20 protein-coding genes are annotated in these 18,413 nt (G+C 68.9%); 11 read left to right on the top strand and 9 right to left on the bottom strand.

Annotation, left to right across the window (positions count from 1 at the left end; all coding sequences use genetic code 11):
* Positions 1-24: 24 nt before the first annotated feature.
* Genes Amac_RS27290 through Amac_RS27275 form a run of 4 tightly spaced genes read right to left on the bottom strand, consistent with a single transcriptional unit; the run spans position 25 to position 3,260 of the window.
* The gene (locus Amac_RS27290) at positions 25-978 is read right to left on the bottom strand and encodes an aldo/keto reductase (protein WP_155357263.1); all 954 of its coding nucleotides are present in this window, start codon (positions 976-978) and stop codon (positions 25-27) included.
* Between the two features lies 1 nt (position 979).
* Positions 980-1,846: an SMP-30/gluconolactonase/LRE family protein gene (locus Amac_RS27285; RefSeq protein WP_155357314.1), complete on the bottom strand. Its 867-nt coding sequence runs from the start codon at positions 1,844-1,846 to the stop codon at positions 980-982.
* Positions 1,846-2,865, bottom strand: coding sequence for an NAD-dependent epimerase/dehydratase family protein (locus Amac_RS27280; protein WP_155357262.1), 1,020 nt, complete (start codon positions 2,863-2,865; stop codon positions 1,846-1,848). The genes Amac_RS27285 and Amac_RS27280 overlap by 1 nt, the downstream gene beginning before the upstream one ends.
* 29 nt (positions 2,866-2,894) lie before the next feature.
* Positions 2,895-3,260, bottom strand: a complete 366-nt coding sequence (locus Amac_RS27275; RefSeq protein WP_170322670.1) for a tautomerase family protein — start codon at positions 3,258-3,260, stop codon at positions 2,895-2,897.
* A 255-nt stretch (positions 3,261-3,515) separates the two neighbouring features.
* Here Amac_RS27275 and Amac_RS27270 point away from each other — a divergent pair, with 255 nt between their 5' ends.
* Positions 3,516-4,379: an NAD-dependent epimerase/dehydratase family protein gene (locus Amac_RS27270; protein WP_218041302.1), complete on the top strand. Its 864-nt coding sequence runs from the start codon at positions 3,516-3,518 to the stop codon at positions 4,377-4,379.
* Between the two features lie 7 nt (positions 4,380-4,386).
* Here the strand turns inward: Amac_RS27270 and Amac_RS27265 are convergent, their stop codons facing one another.
* Entirely contained in the window at positions 4,387-5,430 is a 1,044-nt protein-coding gene (locus tag Amac_RS27265) for a LacI family DNA-binding transcriptional regulator (RefSeq protein WP_246268723.1), read from the bottom strand.
* Between the two features lie 402 nt (positions 5,431-5,832).
* On the opposite strand from Amac_RS27265, the gene Amac_RS27260 reads away from it, so the two are divergent.
* The 5 genes from Amac_RS27260 (at position 5,833) to Amac_RS27240 (ending at position 11,800) form a co-directional block, all read left to right on the top strand.
* Positions 5,833-7,152: an ABC transporter substrate-binding protein gene (locus Amac_RS27260; protein ID WP_170322669.1), complete on the top strand. Its 1,320-nt coding sequence runs from the start codon at positions 5,833-5,835 to the stop codon at positions 7,150-7,152.
* A 46-nt stretch (positions 7,153-7,198) separates the two neighbouring features.
* Entirely contained in the window at positions 7,199-8,155 is a 957-nt protein-coding gene (locus tag Amac_RS27255; protein WP_155357259.1) for a carbohydrate ABC transporter permease, read from the top strand.
* On the top strand, positions 8,148-8,936 hold the full coding sequence (locus Amac_RS27250; protein ID WP_155357258.1) for a carbohydrate ABC transporter permease: 789 nt from the start codon (positions 8,148-8,150) through the stop codon (positions 8,934-8,936). The genes Amac_RS27255 and Amac_RS27250 overlap by 8 nt, the downstream gene beginning before the upstream one ends.
* A gap of 23 nt (positions 8,937-8,959) precedes the next feature.
* Positions 8,960-10,330, top strand: coding sequence for a glycoside hydrolase family 5 protein (locus Amac_RS27245; protein WP_155357257.1), 1,371 nt, complete (start codon positions 8,960-8,962; stop codon positions 10,328-10,330).
* Between the two features lie 72 nt (positions 10,331-10,402).
* Complete coding sequence (locus tag Amac_RS27240; RefSeq protein ID WP_155357256.1) at positions 10,403-11,800, top strand: SPFH domain-containing protein; 1,398 nt, start codon at positions 10,403-10,405, stop codon at positions 11,798-11,800.
* A 3-nt stretch (positions 11,801-11,803) separates the two neighbouring features.
* On the opposite strand, the gene Amac_RS27235 is transcribed toward Amac_RS27240, so the two are convergent.
* Complete coding sequence (locus Amac_RS27235; RefSeq protein ID WP_170322668.1) at positions 11,804-12,355, bottom strand: TetR/AcrR family transcriptional regulator; 552 nt, start codon at positions 12,353-12,355, stop codon at positions 11,804-11,806.
* Positions 12,356-12,421: 66 nt separating this feature from the next.
* On the opposite strand from Amac_RS27235, the gene Amac_RS27230 reads away from it, so the two are divergent.
* Together Amac_RS27230 and Amac_RS27225 are read left to right on the top strand one after the other, a co-directional pair.
* Complete coding sequence (locus tag Amac_RS27230; protein ID WP_155357254.1) at positions 12,422-13,333, top strand: alpha/beta fold hydrolase; 912 nt, start codon at positions 12,422-12,424, stop codon at positions 13,331-13,333.
* A 95-nt stretch (positions 13,334-13,428) separates the two neighbouring features.
* Positions 13,429-13,998, top strand: coding sequence for a hypothetical protein (locus Amac_RS27225; RefSeq protein WP_155357253.1), 570 nt, complete (start codon positions 13,429-13,431; stop codon positions 13,996-13,998).
* A 15-nt stretch (positions 13,999-14,013) separates the two neighbouring features.
* Here Amac_RS27225 and Amac_RS27220 read toward each other — a convergent pair whose 3' ends face one another.
* Entirely contained in the window at positions 14,014-14,658 is a 645-nt protein-coding gene (locus Amac_RS27220; protein ID WP_155357252.1) for a hypothetical protein, read from the bottom strand.
* A gap of 278 nt (positions 14,659-14,936) precedes the next feature.
* Between Amac_RS27220 and Amac_RS27215 the strand changes: the two genes are divergently transcribed.
* Together Amac_RS27215 and Amac_RS27210 are read left to right on the top strand one after the other, a co-directional pair.
* Positions 14,937-15,509 carry a DUF6232 family protein gene (locus tag Amac_RS27215; RefSeq protein WP_155357251.1) on the top strand — a complete coding sequence of 191 codons (573 nt, stop codon included), beginning with the start codon at positions 14,937-14,939 and terminating at the stop codon, positions 15,507-15,509.
* Between the two features lie 12 nt (positions 15,510-15,521).
* Positions 15,522-15,869 (top strand): hypothetical protein, encoded by a 348-nt coding sequence (locus Amac_RS27210; protein ID WP_155357250.1) that lies wholly within the window; start codon positions 15,522-15,524, stop codon positions 15,867-15,869.
* Here Amac_RS27210 and Amac_RS27205 read toward each other — a convergent pair.
* Entirely contained in the window at positions 15,841-17,133 is a 1,293-nt protein-coding gene (locus tag Amac_RS27205; protein WP_155357249.1) for an MFS transporter, read from the bottom strand. The genes Amac_RS27210 and Amac_RS27205 overlap by 29 nt on opposite strands.
* Before the next feature lie 18 nt (positions 17,134-17,151).
* On the bottom strand, positions 17,152-17,940 hold the full coding sequence (locus Amac_RS27200) for an alpha/beta fold hydrolase (RefSeq protein ID WP_218041301.1): 789 nt from the start codon (positions 17,938-17,940) through the stop codon (positions 17,152-17,154).
* 110 nt (positions 17,941-18,050) lie between these two features.
* Here Amac_RS27200 and Amac_RS27195 point away from each other — a divergent pair, with 110 nt between their 5' ends.
* Entirely contained in the window at positions 18,051-18,266 is a 216-nt protein-coding gene (locus Amac_RS27195; RefSeq protein ID WP_155357248.1) for a 2TM domain-containing protein, read from the top strand.
* Positions 18,267-18,413 lie beyond the last annotated feature (147 nt).

The raw sequence follows: 18,413 nt of genomic DNA, 5'->3' as shown, positions 1-18,413 counted from the left end.
TGTCACTCCGTTTAGTACGGCGGGTCATTCCAGCCACCCGCCAGGCGGGGGCGTCAGCCGGTCGAGCTCGTCCCACAGCTCGGCGGGGATCGGGGTGGTCGCGAGCTCCAGGGTCGCGGCGATCCGCTCGGGCTCGGAGACGCCGACGATGGTCGACGTCACCCGGGGGTCGCGCAGCGAGAACTGCAGCGCGGCGGCGGCGAGGGGCACGTCGTGGGCGGCGCACGCGTTCCACATCGCGCGGACCGCTTCCCGCACCGGCTCATCGGTGTCGCGGTAGGCGTACCGGGGCTGCGCGTCGGGGCCTTTGACGAGCATGCCCCCGCCGTACGGCGCGCCGTTGACGAACGCGACGCCGCGCGCGACCGCGTCCTCGATCAGCGGCTCGGCGGCGCGGTCGACCAGGGTCCAGCGGTTGTGGTTGATCACGGCCTCGAACACGCCGGTCCCCACATACCGGCGCATCAGCTCCACCGGTCCGCCCGCGATGCCGAGATGGCCGACCACGCCCTCCGCGCGCAGCGCGACCAGCGCCTCGACCGGGCCGCCCGGGGCCATGGCCTCCTCGAAGGTGACGTGGAACTCGGGGTCGTGCAGGTACATGACCGGCACGCGGTCCACCCCGAGGCGGTCCAGGCTCTCCGCCACCGAACGGCGCACCCGGTCCCCGGAGAAGTCGCCGGTGCCGGGGTCGGCGTCGGCCTTGGTGGCCAGCACGAAACCGCCGGGCAGGCCGCGGCGGCGCACCACGGCGCCGATACGCCGCTCGGCGGTGCCGCCGCCGTAGTTGTTGGAGGTGTCCAGGAAGTTGAACGGCCCGTCGAGCACGGCGTCCACCGTGGCCTCGGCGCGGGCGTCGTCCACCTCGTAGCCGTACAGCGCGGGCATGCTGGCCAGCGGGCTGGTGCCGATGCAGATGGGCGTCACGCTGAGCCCGGTGCGGCCGAACGGGCGGCGCACCGCCGGGTCGTACGCCATGTCAGATCACGAACCTGTTCACGGGTCGGCCGCGGCGGCCGGGCTCGGCCCGGAAGATCGCGCCGGCGGCGGGCTGGTCACGGAGCTGGTCGGGGGTGAGGTCCTCGGTGGAGGTGGAGATGTACAGCTGGTCCAGGTCGGGACCGCCGAACGCGCACGAGGTGACCTGCGTGACCGGCAGGCGGACGGTGTGGTCGGCCCGGCCGCCGGTGTCGTAGCGGACCACGCGCGAGCCGCCCCAGAACGCCACCCACACCCCTCCGTCGGCGTCGACGGTCAGGCCGTCGGGAATGCCGGGGAGATCGGAGGTGTCGGCGAACGTCCGGCGTCCGGACAGGGCGCCGGTGGCCACGTCGTAGTCGAACACGTCGACGCGGCGGGTCGGGCTGTCCACGAAGTAGCACAGGGTGCCGTCGGGGGACCAGTCCAGGCCGTTACTGATGGTGACGCCGGTCAGCACCGTGTGCAGCGAACGGTCGGCGTCCAGGCGATACAGGGCGCCCGCGCCCGGGGTGACGTCGTAGGCCATGCTCCCGGCGAGGTAGCGCCCCGCGGGGTCGACGTTGCCGTCGTTCATGCGGATCTCCGGCCGCCCGGCGAGCGGCGCGGCCAGCCGCTCGGTCAGCGCGCCGCCCGAGGTCAGCGCCATGCCGTCGCCGTCCGCGACCAGCAGCGTCGCGGGGTCGGTGGTCGGGTGCACGGCGGTGACCGGGGCGGGCAGGTCGAACCAGCCGGTCCCGGCCTCGAAGATCCGCCCCCGGGGGATGTCGACGAACCGCAGGCGGCCCGCGACGTCGTCCCACACCACGCCCTCCAGGTGCACGCCGGAGACGTCCAGCCACACCTCGGCGGTCAGGTCGCCCGGCATCACGGGGCCAGCGGCGTGAGCGCGGCGACGGCGGTCCGGTGTGCCTCGACCAGCCGGGCCAGCACCGCGTCGGTGGCCGGGTCCCGGCGGGTTCGCTCGGGGTGCGCGGACCGCCAGTCGTGCAGCCGGCGGGCACCCTCCGACCAGGTGGTCGTGGGCCGGAACGCGGGGACGAACCGCTTGATCTTGCTGTTGTCGAAGACCGCGCTGTGCGCCAGGTCGCCGACGATCAGGTCGGACCAGAACCAGTCCGGCGCCACCTTCGGCAGGAACTCCGACGGCAGGTGGAGCAGCCGGGCCGGCGTGCCGGACGTGCGGGCGATGATGCCGTAGATCTCGTTCCAGGTCAGCGCCTCGTCGGAGGTGATGTGGAAGTCCTCGCCGACGGCCTGCCAGTTCCCGATCAGGCCGGCCAGGCCGACGGCGAAGTCCCGGGCGTGCGTCAGGGTCCACAGGCTGGTGCCGTCGCCCGGCACGACCAGCTCGTCGCCGCGCGCGACGCGGTCCCAGGCGGTCCAGTCGCCGGGCAGCGGCGGGTGGGCGTCGTCGTAGGTGTGCGACGGGCGCACGACGGTGACCGGGAAGTCACGCTCCTCGTACGCGCGGTGGAGCACGTCCTCGGCGGCGATCTTGTCCCGGGCGTAGGCCAGGTACGGGTTGCGCCGGGTGGTCGACTCCGTGATCGGCCACTGCCGCACCGGCTTGTGGTAGATGGAGGCGGAGCTGATGTGCACGTACTGGCCGACCCGGCCGTCCAGCAGGTCGACCGCCGCCTCGGCGTCCTTGGCGCCGAAACTGAGGAAGTTGACCACGCAGTCGAACGCCGTGCCGGCCAGCGCGGCACGGACGGACTCGGGGTCCTGGACGTCGCCGGTGAGGGGGGTGACGCCGTCGGGGAGGGGGCGGCGGCCCGAGGTGCGGCCGCGGTTCAGGACGTACACGTCCTGGCCCTGGCGGACGGACTCGGCCACGCACGACGAGCTGATCGTGCCGGTGCCGCCGATATAGAGAACCTTCATGGTGGACTCCAGCTCTTTGCGGATCGTGGTCAGCTGCGTGATTTGCCGGCGTACCAGTCCTCGAAGCCGTTCTCCACGATGCTGATCAGCAGGTCGTCGTTGCGGACGCCGATCTCCTCCAGCCGCTTGGCGATCTCGTCGAACATCGCCCACTTGGTGGTCACGTCGTACATGTGGACCATCTGGATCTGGACGCTGACCAGCTGGCGGCGGTCGACACCGTTGTACCCCGGGTCGAAGACGATCTCGCCGGGGGCGTGCGTGCGGAAGATCTGGAACTTGTCGGTCGGGTCCATCCCGAGCGCGTCCACCAGCGCTTGATGGATCCCTTCGCTGATCTGCTCGCCCAGCCGTTCGGCGAGGGAACGCTCTAGGTCGATCTGCACCAGAGGCACCGGTGGCTCCTTCATGGAAAATCGGCACAGAAAGTTTCGGAAATTATCCGAAACTTCAGGGGTATGTTGACAAAGTAGAACCACCGCCCCCGTACGTCAAGGCGGAGGACCGAACGACCTGGCCTGATGACCGCATTTTTGCCTGTCAGGGCGGTCTGGCCGCTGAATTCGAGGGCTCGATAGTTTCGACGAACTTTCGGTACCCGATCTACTACCGTAGGTCTCTGCGATTCCGGAACGAAAGCGAGGCCTGCCGTGAAGATCGCGGTTACAGGAGCGAGTGGCAAGGCCGGGCGGGCCGTGCTCCAGGACCTGCTCGCCCACGGGCACGAGGTGCGGGCCGTCGACGTGGCCGGCGCGCCCGGCGACCGCGGTGAGCTGTGGGAACAGCTCGGCACGCCGCTGCTGCGCGCGGACCTGACCGACTTCGGGGACACCGTCGACGCGCTGACCGGCGTGGACGGCGTCGTCCACCTGGCGGCGATCCCCGCGCCCGGCTACTTCACCGACGCCCGGACGCTCAACACCAACAACGCCATGAACGCCAACGTCTTCCTTGCGGCCGCCAAGCTCGGCGTCGGCCGGATCGTGTGGGCCTCCAGCGAGACCGCGCTGGGGTTCCCGTTCGCCCCGGACGCCCCGCCGCGCTACCTGCCCGTGGACGAGGACCACTACCCGTACCCGCTGTCGACCTACGCGCTGTCGAAGGTGGTCGGCGAGACGATGGCCGAGCACATCTCGGCGTGGTCGGGCATCCCGATCGTCTCGTTGCGGCTGTCCAACATCCACGCCGCCGCCGACTACCCCAAGCTGCCCAGCTACTGGGCCGACCCGCTGACCAGGGTGTTCGACCTGTGGGGCTACATCGACGACCGCGACGTCGCGCAGGCGTGCCGCCGCGGCCTGCTCGCCGACGTGACCGGCGCCCCGTCGTACGTGATCGCCGCGCGGGACACACTGATGGACCGGCCCACGGCCGAACTGGCGGCGGAGGTGTTCCCGGGCGTGCCGGTGCGGCGCCCGCTGGACGGCTACGAGAGCGCGCTCGATATCACCCGGGCCCGGCAGGAGCTGGGGTTCGAGCCGGAATACTCCTGGCGCGACGTGCTCGCGTCCTGAGGGCCTTTCACCTGCGGCGACGCGGCGGGCTCGTGCTATCCCTGACGACCAGGCTGGTGGACAGCTCCAGGCGCAGGGCCGGATGCGCGGGCTCCAGCACGTTGCGTACGGCCAGCACGGCCATCTGGGCGAGGGGCTGGCGGATGGTGGTCAGCCGGGGGAACATCCACTCGCAGACCTCGGTGTCGTCGAAGCCGACCACGCTGAGGTCGTCGGGCACCCGCAGGCCCCGCCCGCGCATCTCCTCGTACACCCCCGCCGCCTGCTGGTCGGAGCCGGCGAACACGGCGGTGGGCGGATCCGGCAGGTCGAGCAGCGCGGCCGCGCCGCGCCGGCCGCCCTCGGCGTAGAAGTCGCCCTGCCGCACCAGGCGCTCGTCGACCGGCAGGCCCGCGCGGCGCAGCGCGGCCCGGTAGCCGTCGAGGCGCTCCAGGCTGCACCGCACGTCATCGGGCCCGGTGATCACGCCGATGCGGCGGTGGCCGAGGCCGATCAGGTGCTCGGTGGCCGCGAAACCGCCGGCCCAGTTGGTGGCGCCGATGGTGGGGATGTCGTGGTCGTACCCGCCGAACTGGTCGATGACCACGAACGGCGCCTCGATCGTGCGGAGCCGCGTCGCGGCCACGTGCCGGGTGCTCGACGCCACCAGGACCACGCCGTCGGTCGGCCGGGAGGCGAGGGCGCTCAGCCACTCGCGCGGGTTGGCCTGCCGGTCGTGCGTGACGGTCAGCACCAGCCGGGTGCCCAGCCGGTACGCCTCCTGCTCGGCGCCGCGCAGCAGCTCGCAGGCCCAGGCGGTGTCCAGCTCGGTGATCACGAAGTCCACCAATCCCACCTTGCGTGGCTCTGACCTGGCCCTACGCTGGTAACCTGTCGAGCTCAGCGCGTCCTGCACGCGCCGGCGGGTCTCCGGGCCGACGGCGTCACGGCCGTTGAGCACCTTGCTCACGGTCGGCACGGACACGCCCGCCTCCCGGGCGACCATCGCGATGGTCACCCGGTTGGCCCGCTTGCTGGTGGCCCGCTTCCGTGTGCTCGGTTCGATCGCCACGACACCTCTTCATGCTTCGGTTCGGTCTGTCGAAACTTTCTATAACCGTAGCATCGGCGCGGCTGGTGTGGTCCAGGCCACCTGGAACAGCGGAAACTCGCTGCCAGGGCCTGGCGTGACGCCCAGGTCAAGCCGCGATGACGCGGCTGTGAAGATCAGGAGTTTCGAAACTCAACGGAAACAATTCAGCTCAAATTCTTGACACTGTGAGGTGGCCGATGTTTCGCTCTCCCGAGACCACTTCTCGAAACTTTCGGAAGTTTCGGCTGTTCGGCCGAACCGTCGGCAGCTCGCAGGGCGGCGTCATACCACGGTGCGTGCCTATCACGTGCAAGGAGAGATCACATGCTGGGATCCTCGCGAACCAGGAACCGTAGTCCCTTTGGAACCGTCGCCGCGCTCATGGCCGTAGGGCTGACGCTGGCCGGATGCGCCGGCGGCGCACCGGCCGAGACCGCGGACAAGGGATCCGTCGACTCGGGGAACATCACCTGGTGGGGGTGGACGCCCGACGCGACGCCCGCCGAGGCCTACATCAAGGCCTTCAACAAGGTCTACCCGAACATCAAGGTCACCTTCAAGAAACTCACCATCGACGGCTACGACGCGGCCATCCGTCCCGCGCTGGCCTCCTCGGTAGGCCCGGACGTCTTCGACGTCGCGCCGGGCGCCGCGAACGGTTCGGTCGACATCTACGGTGTCAACGCCGTGGACCTCACGCCCGCCGTCGAGAAGGCGCTGGGCGCGGACTGGAAGTCGAAACTGGCCCCGATCGGGGTGTCCAGCCTGACGAACGGCGGCAAGCTCGCCGCCCTGTCGGTCGGTTCGGTGTTCTCCGGGACGGTCTGGGTGAACAAGGACCTGTTCGACAAATACCAGCTGACCCCGCCGAAGACGTACGACGAGTGGAAGAAGGTCTGCGAGACCTTCAAGTCCAACAACGTCGGCTGTTTCGTGCAGGGCGCCGCGCAGACCGCGTTCAACGAGGACACCCTCCAGGCCATCACCGACAACGTCGCGCCGGGCGTGTGGGAGAAGGCGCTCAAGGGCGAGGTCCCGTGGACCGACCCGGCGATCGTCAAGGCGCTGGGCCTGTGGAAGAAGCTGTTCGACGACGGGATCATGCAGGAGGGCGCCCTCGGCATGCAGCAGTACCCCGACGCCAACAACGGCTTCATGTCCGGCAAGTACGCCATGGTGATGATGGGCACCTGGTACATGCAGTACTCCACCGTCGAAGGCAGCACGGCGGCCATCTCCGGCGCCGGCGTCGCCGACCCCAAGCCGTTCACCCAGCTCCCCATCCCCTTCCCGGACGTGGCGGGCACCGGCAACGTCGGCGCGCTCTACGGTGACGCGGACTTCGGTCTTGCCGTGAACAAGAGGTCCAAGTCCATCGCCGCCGCCACGACCTTCGCGACCTGGCTCGGCACCTCGGCCGCGGGCCAGCAGGTGGTGGCCGATATCCTCAACGACATCCCCGCCCTGACCAGCGCGCAGCCCAACTGGGACACCGTCAAGCTGGTCAACCCCGAGGTGCAGCGGCCGGCGCTGGAGAAGCTGATCACCGACGCCGGCAAGTCCACCGAGCCGCGCCTGGCGACCGTGGTCGCCGACCTGCAGACCGCGATCGGCGTCGCGTCCACCACGGTGGCGGCGGGCCAGGCCACCCCCGAGCAGGCCGCCGCCACGCTGCAGGCCACCGCCTCGAAGATCAAGTAACCCAGCGGACGGCCGTCCCATTCACTACGTACGTGCAGGGAGAACCATGACCTCCACGACCTCGCGGAAGACCGGGGCGCGCCGTCCGTCGTCCACCGCGCCCCCCTCTCCGGGACGCTCCCGGAAAGGGGCGCTGCGACCCTCCGGCATTCCGTGGATCATGCCGGCGTTCGTCTTCGTCGTCGGCCTCCTCTACTTCTGCATCGGCGAGACCGGCTACCTGTCGACCCTGGACTGGGACGGCACCAGCCCGACGCCGACCCCGGTGGGCCTGGAGAACTACCAGCGGATCCTGCAGGACCCGATCTTCTGGCAGGCCATCTGGCACACCGTGATCTTCTTCATCGTGACCTTCACCGCGCAGACCGCCATCGGGTTCGTGTTCGCGGCGCTGCTGCACTCGAAGGTCAAGCTCGGCGCCGTCTACAAGGTGATCGTCTTCACCCCGGTGGTCATCGCGCCGGCGACGATGGCGCCGGTGTTCCGGCAGATGTTCGCCGCCGACGGCCAGCTCAACTGGGCCCTGGACCACATCGGCCTGGGGTTCCTGTCCCAGCCGTGGCTGGCCCAGTCGGGCACGGCGATGCCGGTCATCATGTTCATCACCGTCTGGAATTTCACCGGCCTGACGTTCGTGCTCTACTACGCGGCGATGGGGCAGATCGACCCCGAGACGCTGGAGGCCGCCCGTACCGACGGGGCCAGCAACATCCGCACGCTGGTCAGCATCGTGTGGCCCGGGGTGCGCGGCACCACCGTGGCGCTCGGCATGCTCAGCGTGATCGGGGCGCTGAAGACCTTCGACGTCCCCTACCTGGTGACCATCGGCGGCCCCAACTACGCCACCGAGTTCCTCGGCACCTACATCTACCGGATCAGCATCCCCAGCGCCCACGTCGGGTACGGCGCGGCCCTGTCGATCATGCTGCTCATCCTGGCCCTGGCCGGCGCCATCGCCATCGCCGTCCGGGCCAACCGAAAGGACAGTGAGACCGGTGTTTGAGGCACGCCGCCTGCCGGCCAAGCTCGTGCTGCAGGTCCTGGTCACCCTGATGATCATCCCGTACCTGTTCCCCCTGGTCGTCATGGTGCAGGGCTCGCTGGCGGGGGAGGGCGCCGGGAACTACCGCGCGGTGTTCGAGGTCGGCGCCATCGGGACGTTCTTCAAGAGCAGCGTCATCATCTCCGTCTCGACGATCCTGATCGTGTACGTCCTGACGATGCTCGCCGCCTTCGGATTCTCCAAGCTGCACATCCGCCGCAAGGAGGTCTACTTCTGGATGATCCTGGCCGCGCTCACCCTACCCGAGGTCGTGCTGCTCACCCCGCTGTTCGCGACGACCCTCGCGCTCGGCGTGTACGACACGTACTGGGCGGTGGTGCTGCCGCTGGCCGCCCTGCAGATCCCGTTCACCATCCTGATCGCGCGCAGGTTCATCGACGGCGTGCCGGACGCGCTGTTCGACGCGGCCAGGATCGACGGCGCCGGCACGTTCACGGCCTTCCGCTACATCGTCGTGCCGATGACGCGGCCGATCGCCGCGGCGATCGTCGTGCTGACGCTGATCGGCTCGTGGAACGCCTACCTGCTGCCGCTGGTGCTCATCCAGGACCCGGCCCAGCAGACCGTCACGCTGCTGCCGCAGTTCTTCGTCAGCCAGTTCAGCAACGACCAGACCAAGGTGCTGGCCAGCGCGGTCATCACCGCGATCCCCGAGATCGTGGCCTACCTGTGCCTGCAGGGCCTCTTCGAGCGCGGCCTGTCGGCCGGCGCGATCAAGTAACTACAGAATGAGGAACAGACCCCATGACGTTTCTTCGTACCGTGGGACGCCAGTTCATGGACGAGACGGACACCCCCGTCCGTCTGCGCGGCGTCGCGGTGGGCGGCTGGCTGAACATGGAGAACTTCATCACCGGCTACTCCGGCAATGAGTCCCTCATGCGCGGCACGGTCCGTGCGGTCCTGGGCGAGGACCGCTACGAGCTCTTCTTCGAGCGCCTGCTGACCGCGTTCTTCGGCGAGGACGACGCGAAGCTGCTGGCCGACGCGGGCATGAACTGCGTACGCTTCCCGGTCAACTACCGCCACTTCGAGGACGACAGCAAGCCGTTCGAGTTCAAGAAGGACGGATTCCGGCACCTGGACCGGGCCATCGAGGCGTGCGCGCGGCACGGCATCTACTCGGTCATCGACCTGCACGCGCTGCCCGGCTCGCAGAACCACCACTGGCACTCCGACAACCCCACGCACCGCCCCGCGTTCTGGGACCACCCGCACTTCCAGGACCGCGTGGTGGCGATGTGGGAGCACATCGCCGAGCACTACAAGGACAACCCCTGGGTGGCCGGATACAACCCGATCAACGAGCCCGCCGACGAGTCGCGCCTGGTGGTCGGCCCGTTCTACACCCGCCTGGTCGAGGCCATCCGCGCGATCGACGACCGGCACATCCTGTTCCTGGACGGCAACACCTACTCCACCGAGTTCGACGTCTTCGACGAGCCGTGGGAGAACACCGTCTACGTCTGCCACGACTACGCCGCCCCCGGCCTCGGCGGCGGGGGCGACTACCCCGGCACGACCGACGGCAGGTACTTCGACAAGGCGGCCCTGGAAGCCAAGTACGCCGAGCGCACCGAATACTGCCGCCGCACCGGCACCCCCGTCTGGGTCGGCGAGTTCGGCCCCATCTACACCGGCGACGAGCGCACCGACGCCATGCGCCGCCGGCTGCTGACCGACCAGCTCGACATCTACCGCCGCGACGACGCCGGCTGGTCCATCTGGATGTACAAGGACCTGGGCCGCCAGGGCCTGGTCATGGTCCGCCCCGACTCCCCCTACCTGAAGCGCTTCGGCGATTTCGTCGCCAAGAAGAACCGCCTCGGCGCCGACCAGTGGGGGAGCGACGGCTACGGCATCCGCGAGGTCACCAAGCCCTTCTACGAGATGATGGCCGAAGAGTTCCCCGACTTCGACGCGTACCCCTGGGGCCGCTTCGACTGGGTCCGCACTTTGATCCTCAACCTCACCGTGGCCCAGCCCCTGGCCTACGAGTACGCCGAACTCTTCCGCGGCCTCACCGACGACGACCTCATCGCTCTGGCCGACTCCTTCGCCCTCGCCAACTGCGACGTCCGCACGACCCTCCGGGATCAGCTGACCGCCGGCTGACCAGTCCGGGTTTTCCGGTTGCGGTGACTTGCGGCTTAGGCGAGACTCGTCGGCGATCGCGAGGAGGGGACGATGAGCGCCGCCGACAAAGGCAGCAATGCCTATTTACAACAGGTCGTCGCGCAGCAGGCGGTGCTTGAGGATGATCTCAGGGCCCGCCGCGGCGCCCCTGCGGCCGGAGCGGCGCCCGCGGCTCCGGCGGCCAGGCGGGCGAGCCCGCTGGCCAAACGCGAGGGGGCACTCGCCGGGGGCGTGGGCGAGAAGCTGACACCAGGGCCGGTGGACGTGCGGATCACCGGCTTCTGGCGCTGGAAGAACGTGCTCGTGCCGCCCAACGCGTTCGTGGTGCACACCCGGCGGGGCAGGGCGACGCCGCTGCACATCGGGCTCGGGGTGTCGTTCCGCTTCAATCCCGCCATCGACTCCTTCCTGGTGGTGCCGGGGGCCACCCAGACCATCCTGATCAACGCGTACTGCGTCTGCCGGGAATTGCAGGGCGTGCTGGTGCAGGGCTACGTGCAGTGGATCATCCAGGACTTCGGCACCGCCTACCGCAAGCTGGACTTCAGCGACCTGGACGACCCGATGCGGCTGGTCAACCTCCAGCTGCGGGAGCAGGCGGAGGCGGCGATCAAGGACAAGGTCGCGACCATGGGCGTCCGCGACGTGCTCAGCGACAAGCAGCCCATCATCGAGGAGCTGACCGCCCGGCTGCGCGCCGTGGCCGAGGGCGAGGACAACAGCGACCAGGGGCTCGGCCTGCGCATCGTCACCGTGCAGATCAAGGAGGCCGTCGTCAGCTCGTCGCGGCTCTGGGAGAACCTCCAGAAGCCGTACCGGTCCGAGCAGGGGCAGATCGCCCGGCTGGCCGAGCTGCAGGCCGAGGAGGCCATCGCCCAGCGGGAGATGGCGACCGAGCGGCTCAAGGAGACCCAGCGCCTGGAGTACGAGCGGGAGCTCGCCGAACTGCGCGCCCGCAACGAGGCCCGGCTGTTCGACACCCAGGCGGCCGAGCGGCTGCGGCGCACCCAGCGGGAGCACGACGACGCCAGGGCGGTGTCCGAGCTGGAGACCGAGACCACCCTGCACGCGCTGCGGATGGAGCGCGAACGGCACGCCGAGGAAGCCGAGACCGGCAGGCTCAGGATTCGGCGGGAGCAGGAGCTCAAGCGCCTGGAGCTCGACGGCGAGCTGGAGCTGGCCCGCTCCCAGGCGCAGTCCGAACACGAGCGGGCCCTGCTCGACGTGGAGCGCGCGCGGCTGCGGGCCGACATCGACAACCAGCAGACCCCGGCCAGCCTGCAGGCGTTGCTGATCGGCTCGCTGCCCGAGATCATGGCGAAGCTGCCCAAGCCCACGGAAGTGCGCACGGTGTCGATCAACGGCACTGACCGGACCACCGTGTCCGGCCTCCTGGCCGAGATCGCCACCGTGGTCGGCGCCCTGCGCCCCGACCAGAAAGATTCCTGAAGCTCAACCCTCGAGGAGACGGTTCAGCTGCAGATCGAGGACCGCGATTGCCGCGTCGTGGCTGATCTCGCCCAGCATGCGCGCGTCGGCGAGTGACCCTGCCACGCCCAGCAGGATGCGCGCCTCCGCCTCGGCGGAAGCCGGACCGCAGGCCTCGGTAACAAGCCGCGCCATGGCGGCGGTCGCGGCGGACGATCCCTCCCGGTAGAGCCGGTGAAGCTGGGGATTCGCGGCGGCGGAAGCGAGAAACGCGTGGCCGGCCAGGATCTGTTCGGCACCGAGATTCACCAGCGCCAGCAGGACCTGACGCAGCGCCGTATGCGGCGGATCATCCCTTTGTACGGCTGCCGCGACGGCGTTCTCGATATCGCGCCGCTGCAGGGCCGCGGCTAGCTGGAGCAGCGCTTCCTTGGTGGGGAAATAGTGCTGGACCAGGCCTTTTGAGATGGCGGCCTCCGCCGCGACGCGTCCGATGGTCACCGACGCCAGGCCCTCGCGCACGCACAGCCGGAGCGCCGCCCTGGCGATCTCCCCACGACGGGCGTCATGGTCCACACGCTTCGGCATCATCTCTCCCGTAGAGTCTTTACAATACGAACGTATCGTAAATGGGAGGTTGCCATGGAACCGAACGTCGGGGCGGCATTCCGGGCGGGAAAGCTCGGCCACTTCCGTGACGCGGCCGCCTACGCCCGATATCGGAAGGCCTACGACCGCGCGATGGCAGCCCTGCCCGCGCCGACCGTGACCCTGGACGTGCCGACCGGCTTCGGCAGCGTTCGCGTCTACCGATTCGGACCCGCCGACGGAGTGCCGCTGCTCCTGCTGCCCGGTCACACAGCGGCCGCGCCCATGTGGGAAGCCAACCTGGCCGGCCTGGCGAAAAGCCGCCCGGTGTACGCGGTGGACCTCATCGGAATGCCAGGCCTGTCCGTGCAGACCCGCCGCCTGACCTCCGCCGAAGACCAGGCGGCCTGGCTCGCATCCCTGCTCGATGGCCTGCCCGAACCGTCTCTCGACGTGCTGGGCCTGTCGATCGGCGGCTGGTCCGCGCTCAACCTCGCCGTACACCAGCCGGCCGGAATCCGCTCCCTCATCCTGCTCGAACCGGGCGCCACCTTCGGCGGCATCACCTGGAAGGTCGTCATCGTCTCGCTGGGCTCGGTGCTCCCCATGCCCAAGGCCGTACGGCGTCGCCTGATGAGCTGGATCTCCGGCGGCGCCGACGCCTCCGAAGACGACCCTGTCGCCGCCCTGATCGCGTCCGGCATGCGCGACTTCACCACCAGCCTTCCCCAGCCCGCCTACCCAACCGACGACCAGATCGCCGGAATCGACCGCCCCACCCTGGTGATCATCGGCGGCCGCAGCATCATCCACGACCCCGGCAAAGCCGCGGCCCGCGCCCGCCGCCTCCTACGCCACGGCACCGTCGAACTCTGGCCAGAGGCCTCCCACGCCATCAACGGCGAATTCCCCGAGCGCATCGAAACAACGGTCAACGACTTCCTGGCCAAGCACGAATCCGGGTGAGAGGACGCTAATGCACGCCTCACCGAGCCCTCACCGCCTGTCGAAATCCTTCGTATGGCCAGGCAGCCCTGGCCGAAGCCGACGAAGGGCACGACATGAACAAGATCAAGCTGGCTCTGACCGGAACCGTCCTCGGTACCGTTGTCGGCGGCCTGGCGGTGGCCACCCCGGCATTCGCGGAGGAACGCACCTGCCGGGGGACCATCCGCGCCACGACCCTTGACAACATCCGCGTCCCGGCGGGCGCGACCTGCACCCTCCTAGGCACCCGCGTGAAAGGCACCATCAAGGTGGAGCGGAACGCGACCCTGGTAGCCCGCAAGGTGAACGTCGAAGGCAACGTCCAGGCCGAGGGCGCCCGCGCCGTGTCCGTGGTCGCCGGCTCGATCGTACGTGGCAGCGTCCAGGTGAAGCAGGGCGGCGCCGCCACCGTGACCTCGTCCCGGATCAACGCCGACATCCAACTCGACGCCAACCGCCGCTACCTGCGGGTCAACAACAACCGAGTCGGCGGCAGCATCCAGGTGGTCGGCAATCACCATGGCGCCCAGATCCACCGCAACTCAGTCAAGGGCAACCTCCAGTGCAAGGAAAACCACCCGAAGCCAACCGGAAGCAGCAACGCCGTCGGCGGCAACAAGGAAGACCAGTGCCGCGGCTTCTGACCTGATTTCGGGACGTCAGGTGCTCGTCTCTTTCTCCGGCGGGGATGCGAGTTCCACTGGGGTTCCCCAGGAGGAGAAGCGAATGTCGCTCTTCTTCTCGAGGGGGCCGAGTGTGTATTCAGGGTCGGAGTAGCTCGTGACCAGTCGTGTCGGCAGCCCGTCCGGGCCCACCGACATCCGCCATGACATCACCAGTCCGGCCTCTCGGGTGTCGGTCAGGTCCTCGGCCTGGAATGACGGCGATACGGCGTGGAGAGCCCCCAGCGTGATCGTTCCTTCGTACCCGCCGCCGGACTGCTTCGCCGTCGTCGCCAGGACGGCTTTGAGGGTGGCGGGTTCCAGGATCAGCATCGGGGTGAAGAACGGGGTCCGCTTTCCCGGTTCGCTCTCCGACTTCAGCCATTTCTTACCGTCGGGCAGCGCGTCCGCGATCGCTCCGCCGGACTGGTAGGAGGAGGAACCGATGGCGAGCGTCCGGATGGGGGCGTCCATCAGCTCGGTTTTCATCGTGACGTCGTATCCGTCGACGCCGGTGCCGCTGAACTGTACGACGCCGTCGCGGTTCCCGCTGTTGAAGAGTTCGCCGTCGACGTGGGTCTCCTGAATCTCGCTGACCTTGACCCCGCGCTTGGCCACGAGCTGCGCCTCCAGCGCCGCCATCGGGCTTGCCGTGGGACTGGCCGCCGGGTCGGCCGGTGGGTCCGCTGATGGGTCGGCCGAACCTCCGCATCCTGCGATGAGCACAACCAGCGCAGCACTGACGGAAGCAATGAAACGCCTCAAAGGTTTCTCCAGCCACTCAAAACGCTCATTAGTCGGCGAATGCTATCGACATTCGTCCGATAGCCCCGGTTTGGGTAGGGGGGTACTCTCACGATCCGGTCGTGATCGGGTGAGCATGGAGCCGTTCTTCGCGTGGGCGTGAAGGTGAGGGCGGCATGGGAAAGCAGCACGTAGGGGAGATCCGGATCAGTAAGCGGGTCGTCCGGATCGGGCATGAGGTGTATCCGCTGGCGAACATTTCGCGGGTGCAGAGTCTGCGGCTGGTGTGGGGCGGGCGGCTGGCGACGTTCTATCCGTTGAAGGGGATCGCGGCCGCGCTGGCGGTGGTCGGGGCGGTCGCGGGGGTGGCGTTCGGGGTGGTGCCGGAGCTGGATGTGGACGCCGGGTTCAACCTGGTGGAGGCGGCGGCGCAGTTCGCGATGGCGGCGGTGGTGGTGGGCGGGCTGCGGGTGGCGTACCTGCTGGTGGTGCTGGTCTACCGGCTGCTGTTCCGGCGGCCCAGGTACGCGCTGACGATCGAGACGGCGGGCACGCAGTTCACCGCGCTGTCGGGAACCGACAGGGACGAGATCTACCGGATCAAGGGCGAGATCGTGGACGCCATCGAGGATCCGCCGACGCAGGAGCGGATCGTCCAGGTCCGAGGCGATCTGGTGATGGGCGACAAGGTGGGCCGGGACAAGTACGAGCAGAGCGGCGCCGGTAGCCGGACGACCGTCAACAACTGAGGGGTGTACGGCATGTCGGATTACGTGTACGGCAACAAGATCGGCCGGGACAGCTACGTGCAGACCGGCGCCGGGAGCAGCTTCACGGTCAACAACACGGGGGAGGGGATGTCGCGGGCCGAGGTGGACGCGGCGGTGGCGGAACTGCGGGCCTTCATCGGCACGCTGACCCGCGCCGGTCTGGTGACCCCGGAGGGCGCGGTGAGCGATCCGGGCGCGGTGGTGGCGGCGGTGGAGTCCGAGCCGGGCCGCCTGCGCGCGCTGGGCACGGCGATCGCGGGCGGCGCCAAGGAAGCGGTGCTGTCGGCGGTGCAGAGCGGGGTCGCGGCACTCATCGTGGCCCTGGTCGGGAGAATGTGATCCGGGAGCGTCGGACACTCGGTCGAGCCGAGTCTGGGCCGGGTGCCGGCTTCTTTCTGGCGACGGTCACGATGTACAGGAGCAGACCGGCGGACGTGAGAACGAAGCCGGCCCAGACGGTGGACAGGGTTCCCCAACCGGCTTCGAGGGTGAGCGCGCCGCCGACCGCGCCGAGAGAGTTGGCCAGATTGAGGGCGGCCAGGTTGAGCGCGCCCATCAGGGTCGGCGCGTCCGGCGCGAAAGCGGTCAGCCGGACCTGGATGGTGGGGATCGCGAGCATCATGGTCGCCCCGACGCCGAACAGGCAGGGCAGCAGTATCAGCAGGTTCTCACCGGCCACGCCGATCAGTGCCAGGAGCCCCAGGACGCCGCCGTATCCCCAGGTCAGCCCTCGGTGCTCGGATCGGTCGGCGACACGTCCCCCGAGATGGTTGCCGACTGCCATGCCGAGGCCGAAGACGGCGAGCGCGATCGGGATGAGCGCGGCGTCCCGCCGTGCCGCGTCGGTGACGAAGGGGCCGATGAAGGTGTAGACGGCGAAGATGCTGGAGATGCCGAGCGCCGCGACGGCGACCATCAGCCAGACGTTGAGCCGGCGCAGGCCGTGCAGCTCATTGCGGACGGGGCTGCCGTGCAGATCGTCCGTACGGGGCAGCCAGGCGACCAGGGCGGCACCGGCCAGCAGGCCGATGGCGACCACGGTCCAGTACATGGCGCGCCAGCCGGCGTGCTGGCCGACGAAGGTGCCGAGCGGTGAACCGGCGATGGTGGCGAGGGTGAGTCCCCCCATCACAGTGGCGAACGCCTTGCCTCCCTTGCCGGGCCCGTACACGTACGCGGCGACGACGGCGCCGGCACCGAAGAACGCGCCCTGCACGCTACCGGTGACGAACCGGAAGGCGACGAGCAGCGCGATGTCCGGCGCCAGCGCGGACAGCACGTTGCCGACCAGGAAGAGCACGACCAGGCCGAGCAGCAGTGTGCGCCGGTTGACCCGGGCGGCCAACAGGGTGATGGCCGGAGAGCCGATCACCACCCCGAAGGCGTAGGCGGTGATCGCCTGTGTGGCGGCGGGGATCGACACGTCGAGATCAGCGGCGAAGAGCTGGATGATGCCGTTGCTGCCGAACTCGCCGGTGCCGATCGCGAAGGTGCCCAGTGCCAGCGCGAACAGGGTGAGCTTCGGATTGCCGACGGGCGGCTTGGCGGAGCTGTGCCGCTTCTCCTCGGCGGCGCACTGGTCTTCGTAAGCTCGGGTATGCATCGCCGGGTCTCCGAGGCGTCAGCGCGCGGCGCGTTTGATGAGGTCGGCCGTCGCGGTAGGTTGCGAGATCATCGCGACATGTGAGGCGGCGATCTCGCGGATCTGCGACCCGGCCCGCTGGGCCATGAACCGCTGCGCCGCGGCCGGCAGCACCTGGTCGTTTTTGGCGACCAGGTAGTAGGAAGGAATGGTCTTCCACGCCGGAGCACCGGACGGCTCGCCGAGTGTGCGCGCGTCGGCGGGGCGCTGGCCGGCGTGCATCAGGTCCGTGGTCGGCTTCGGCACGTCGCCCGCGAAGACGTCGTGGAAGAACTCCTTCTTGATGTAGCCGTCGACGAGGCCCTCGGCGTAGGGGCGGAAGTCCAGCGCCGCCTCGTTGAGTCTGCTGCCCGGGAACTTCGTTTGAAGTTCCAGCAGGGACTCTCCCTCGTCGGGGGCGAACGCGGCCACGTAGACCAGCGCTTTCACGTTGGGGTTGCCGGCGGCGGCGTTGGTGGCGACGATTCCGCCGTAGGAGTGCGCGGCCACGATGATCGGACCGTTGAGTGTGGCGAGAATGCTCGCCAGGTAGGCGGAGTCGGAGGCCACGCCGCGGAGCGGGTTCGCCGGGGCGATGACCGGATAATCGTCGCGGATGAGCTTGGCTGCGACATCGTTCCAGCCGGAGGCGTCGGCGAACGCGCCGTGCACGAGTACCACGGTGGGCTTGGGCTTGGGATGCGCCTGCGCCTCGGACGTTCCCAGCAGGGCGCCGGTCGCGACCGCGGCGGATCCGGCCAGCACCGCTCGGCGAGTCGTCGTCATCATGTGAACCTTTCGACGTGTGGTTTTCGCGCCCCATTGTTCAACCCGGGCACTTGACGATCACTGAACGAGCGATTCATTCCTCGTCAAGTACGCCGACTTAGCCTGCGGACATGAGATCCACGAAAAGCGAAAGCGCCAAGAAATGGGGGCTGCGGGTCCACCTGCTCTCCTACGTCGTGGCCAACGTGGCCCAGGTCATCGTGTGGCGGCTCTACGACCCGGAAAACTTCTTCTGGCCCATGTGGTCCATAGTCTTCTGGGGCATCGGGCTGGTCTTCCACCTCTGGGGTGTCTATTCACCGCCCAAATCGAGTACCGGACAATGAGCCGTTCGCGCCGCACGTTCGGCGAACGTCCGGGCCCGGTCGGGGGCGGCTCGGACGGCGGCGGAGCGCACGTGGTGGGGCGCTCGTCTCGGCTACCGGGTCGTTGATCGCGGTCCGCGTCGTCCGGCCCGCGTTGTTTGGATCGGC

The organism is Acrocarpospora macrocephala (assembly GCF_009687865.1).
Classification (GTDB): domain Bacteria; phylum Actinomycetota; class Actinomycetes; order Streptosporangiales; family Streptosporangiaceae; genus Acrocarpospora; species Acrocarpospora macrocephala.
Note: the sequence above shows the minus strand (reverse complement) of the source record. Positions and strands in the feature narration are given on the sequence as shown.

Coding starts and splice junctions, on each gene's coding strand:
- Amac_RS27280 (WP_155357262.1), bottom strand. CDS start 2,865: ATGAAGGTTCTCTATATCGGCGGCACCGGCACGATCAGCTCGTCGTGC.
- Amac_RS27195 (WP_155357248.1), top strand. CDS start 18,051: ATGAGATCCACGAAAAGCGAAAGCGCCAAGAAATGGGGGCTGCGGGTC.
- Amac_RS27285 (WP_155357314.1), bottom strand. CDS start 1,846: ATGCCGGGCGACCTGACCGCCGAGGTGTGGCTGGACGTCTCCGGCGTG.
- Amac_RS27215 (WP_155357251.1), top strand. CDS start 14,937: ATGGGAAAGCAGCACGTAGGGGAGATCCGGATCAGTAAGCGGGTCGTC.
- Amac_RS27230 (WP_155357254.1), top strand. CDS start 12,422: ATGGAACCGAACGTCGGGGCGGCATTCCGGGCGGGAAAGCTCGGCCAC.
- Amac_RS27260 (WP_170322669.1), top strand. CDS start 5,833: ATGGCCGTAGGGCTGACGCTGGCCGGATGCGCCGGCGGCGCACCGGCC.
- Amac_RS27290 (WP_155357263.1), bottom strand. CDS start 978: ATGGCGTACGACCCGGCGGTGCGCCGCCCGTTCGGCCGCACCGGGCTC.
- Amac_RS27225 (WP_155357253.1), top strand. CDS start 13,429: ATGAACAAGATCAAGCTGGCTCTGACCGGAACCGTCCTCGGTACCGTT.
- Amac_RS27200 (WP_218041301.1), bottom strand. CDS start 17,940: ATGATGACGACGACTCGCCGAGCGGTGCTGGCCGGATCCGCCGCGGTC.
- Amac_RS27245 (WP_155357257.1), top strand. CDS start 8,960: ATGACGTTTCTTCGTACCGTGGGACGCCAGTTCATGGACGAGACGGAC.
- Amac_RS27240 (WP_155357256.1), top strand. CDS start 10,403: ATGAGCGCCGCCGACAAAGGCAGCAATGCCTATTTACAACAGGTCGTC.
- Amac_RS27205 (WP_155357249.1), bottom strand. CDS start 17,133: ATGCATACCCGAGCTTACGAAGACCAGTGCGCCGCCGAGGAGAAGCGG.
- Amac_RS27210 (WP_155357250.1), top strand. CDS start 15,522: ATGTCGGATTACGTGTACGGCAACAAGATCGGCCGGGACAGCTACGTG.
- Amac_RS27220 (WP_155357252.1), bottom strand. CDS start 14,658: ATGGCGGCGCTGGAGGCGCAGCTCGTGGCCAAGCGCGGGGTCAAGGTC.
- Amac_RS27255 (WP_155357259.1), top strand. CDS start 7,199: ATGACCTCCACGACCTCGCGGAAGACCGGGGCGCGCCGTCCGTCGTCC.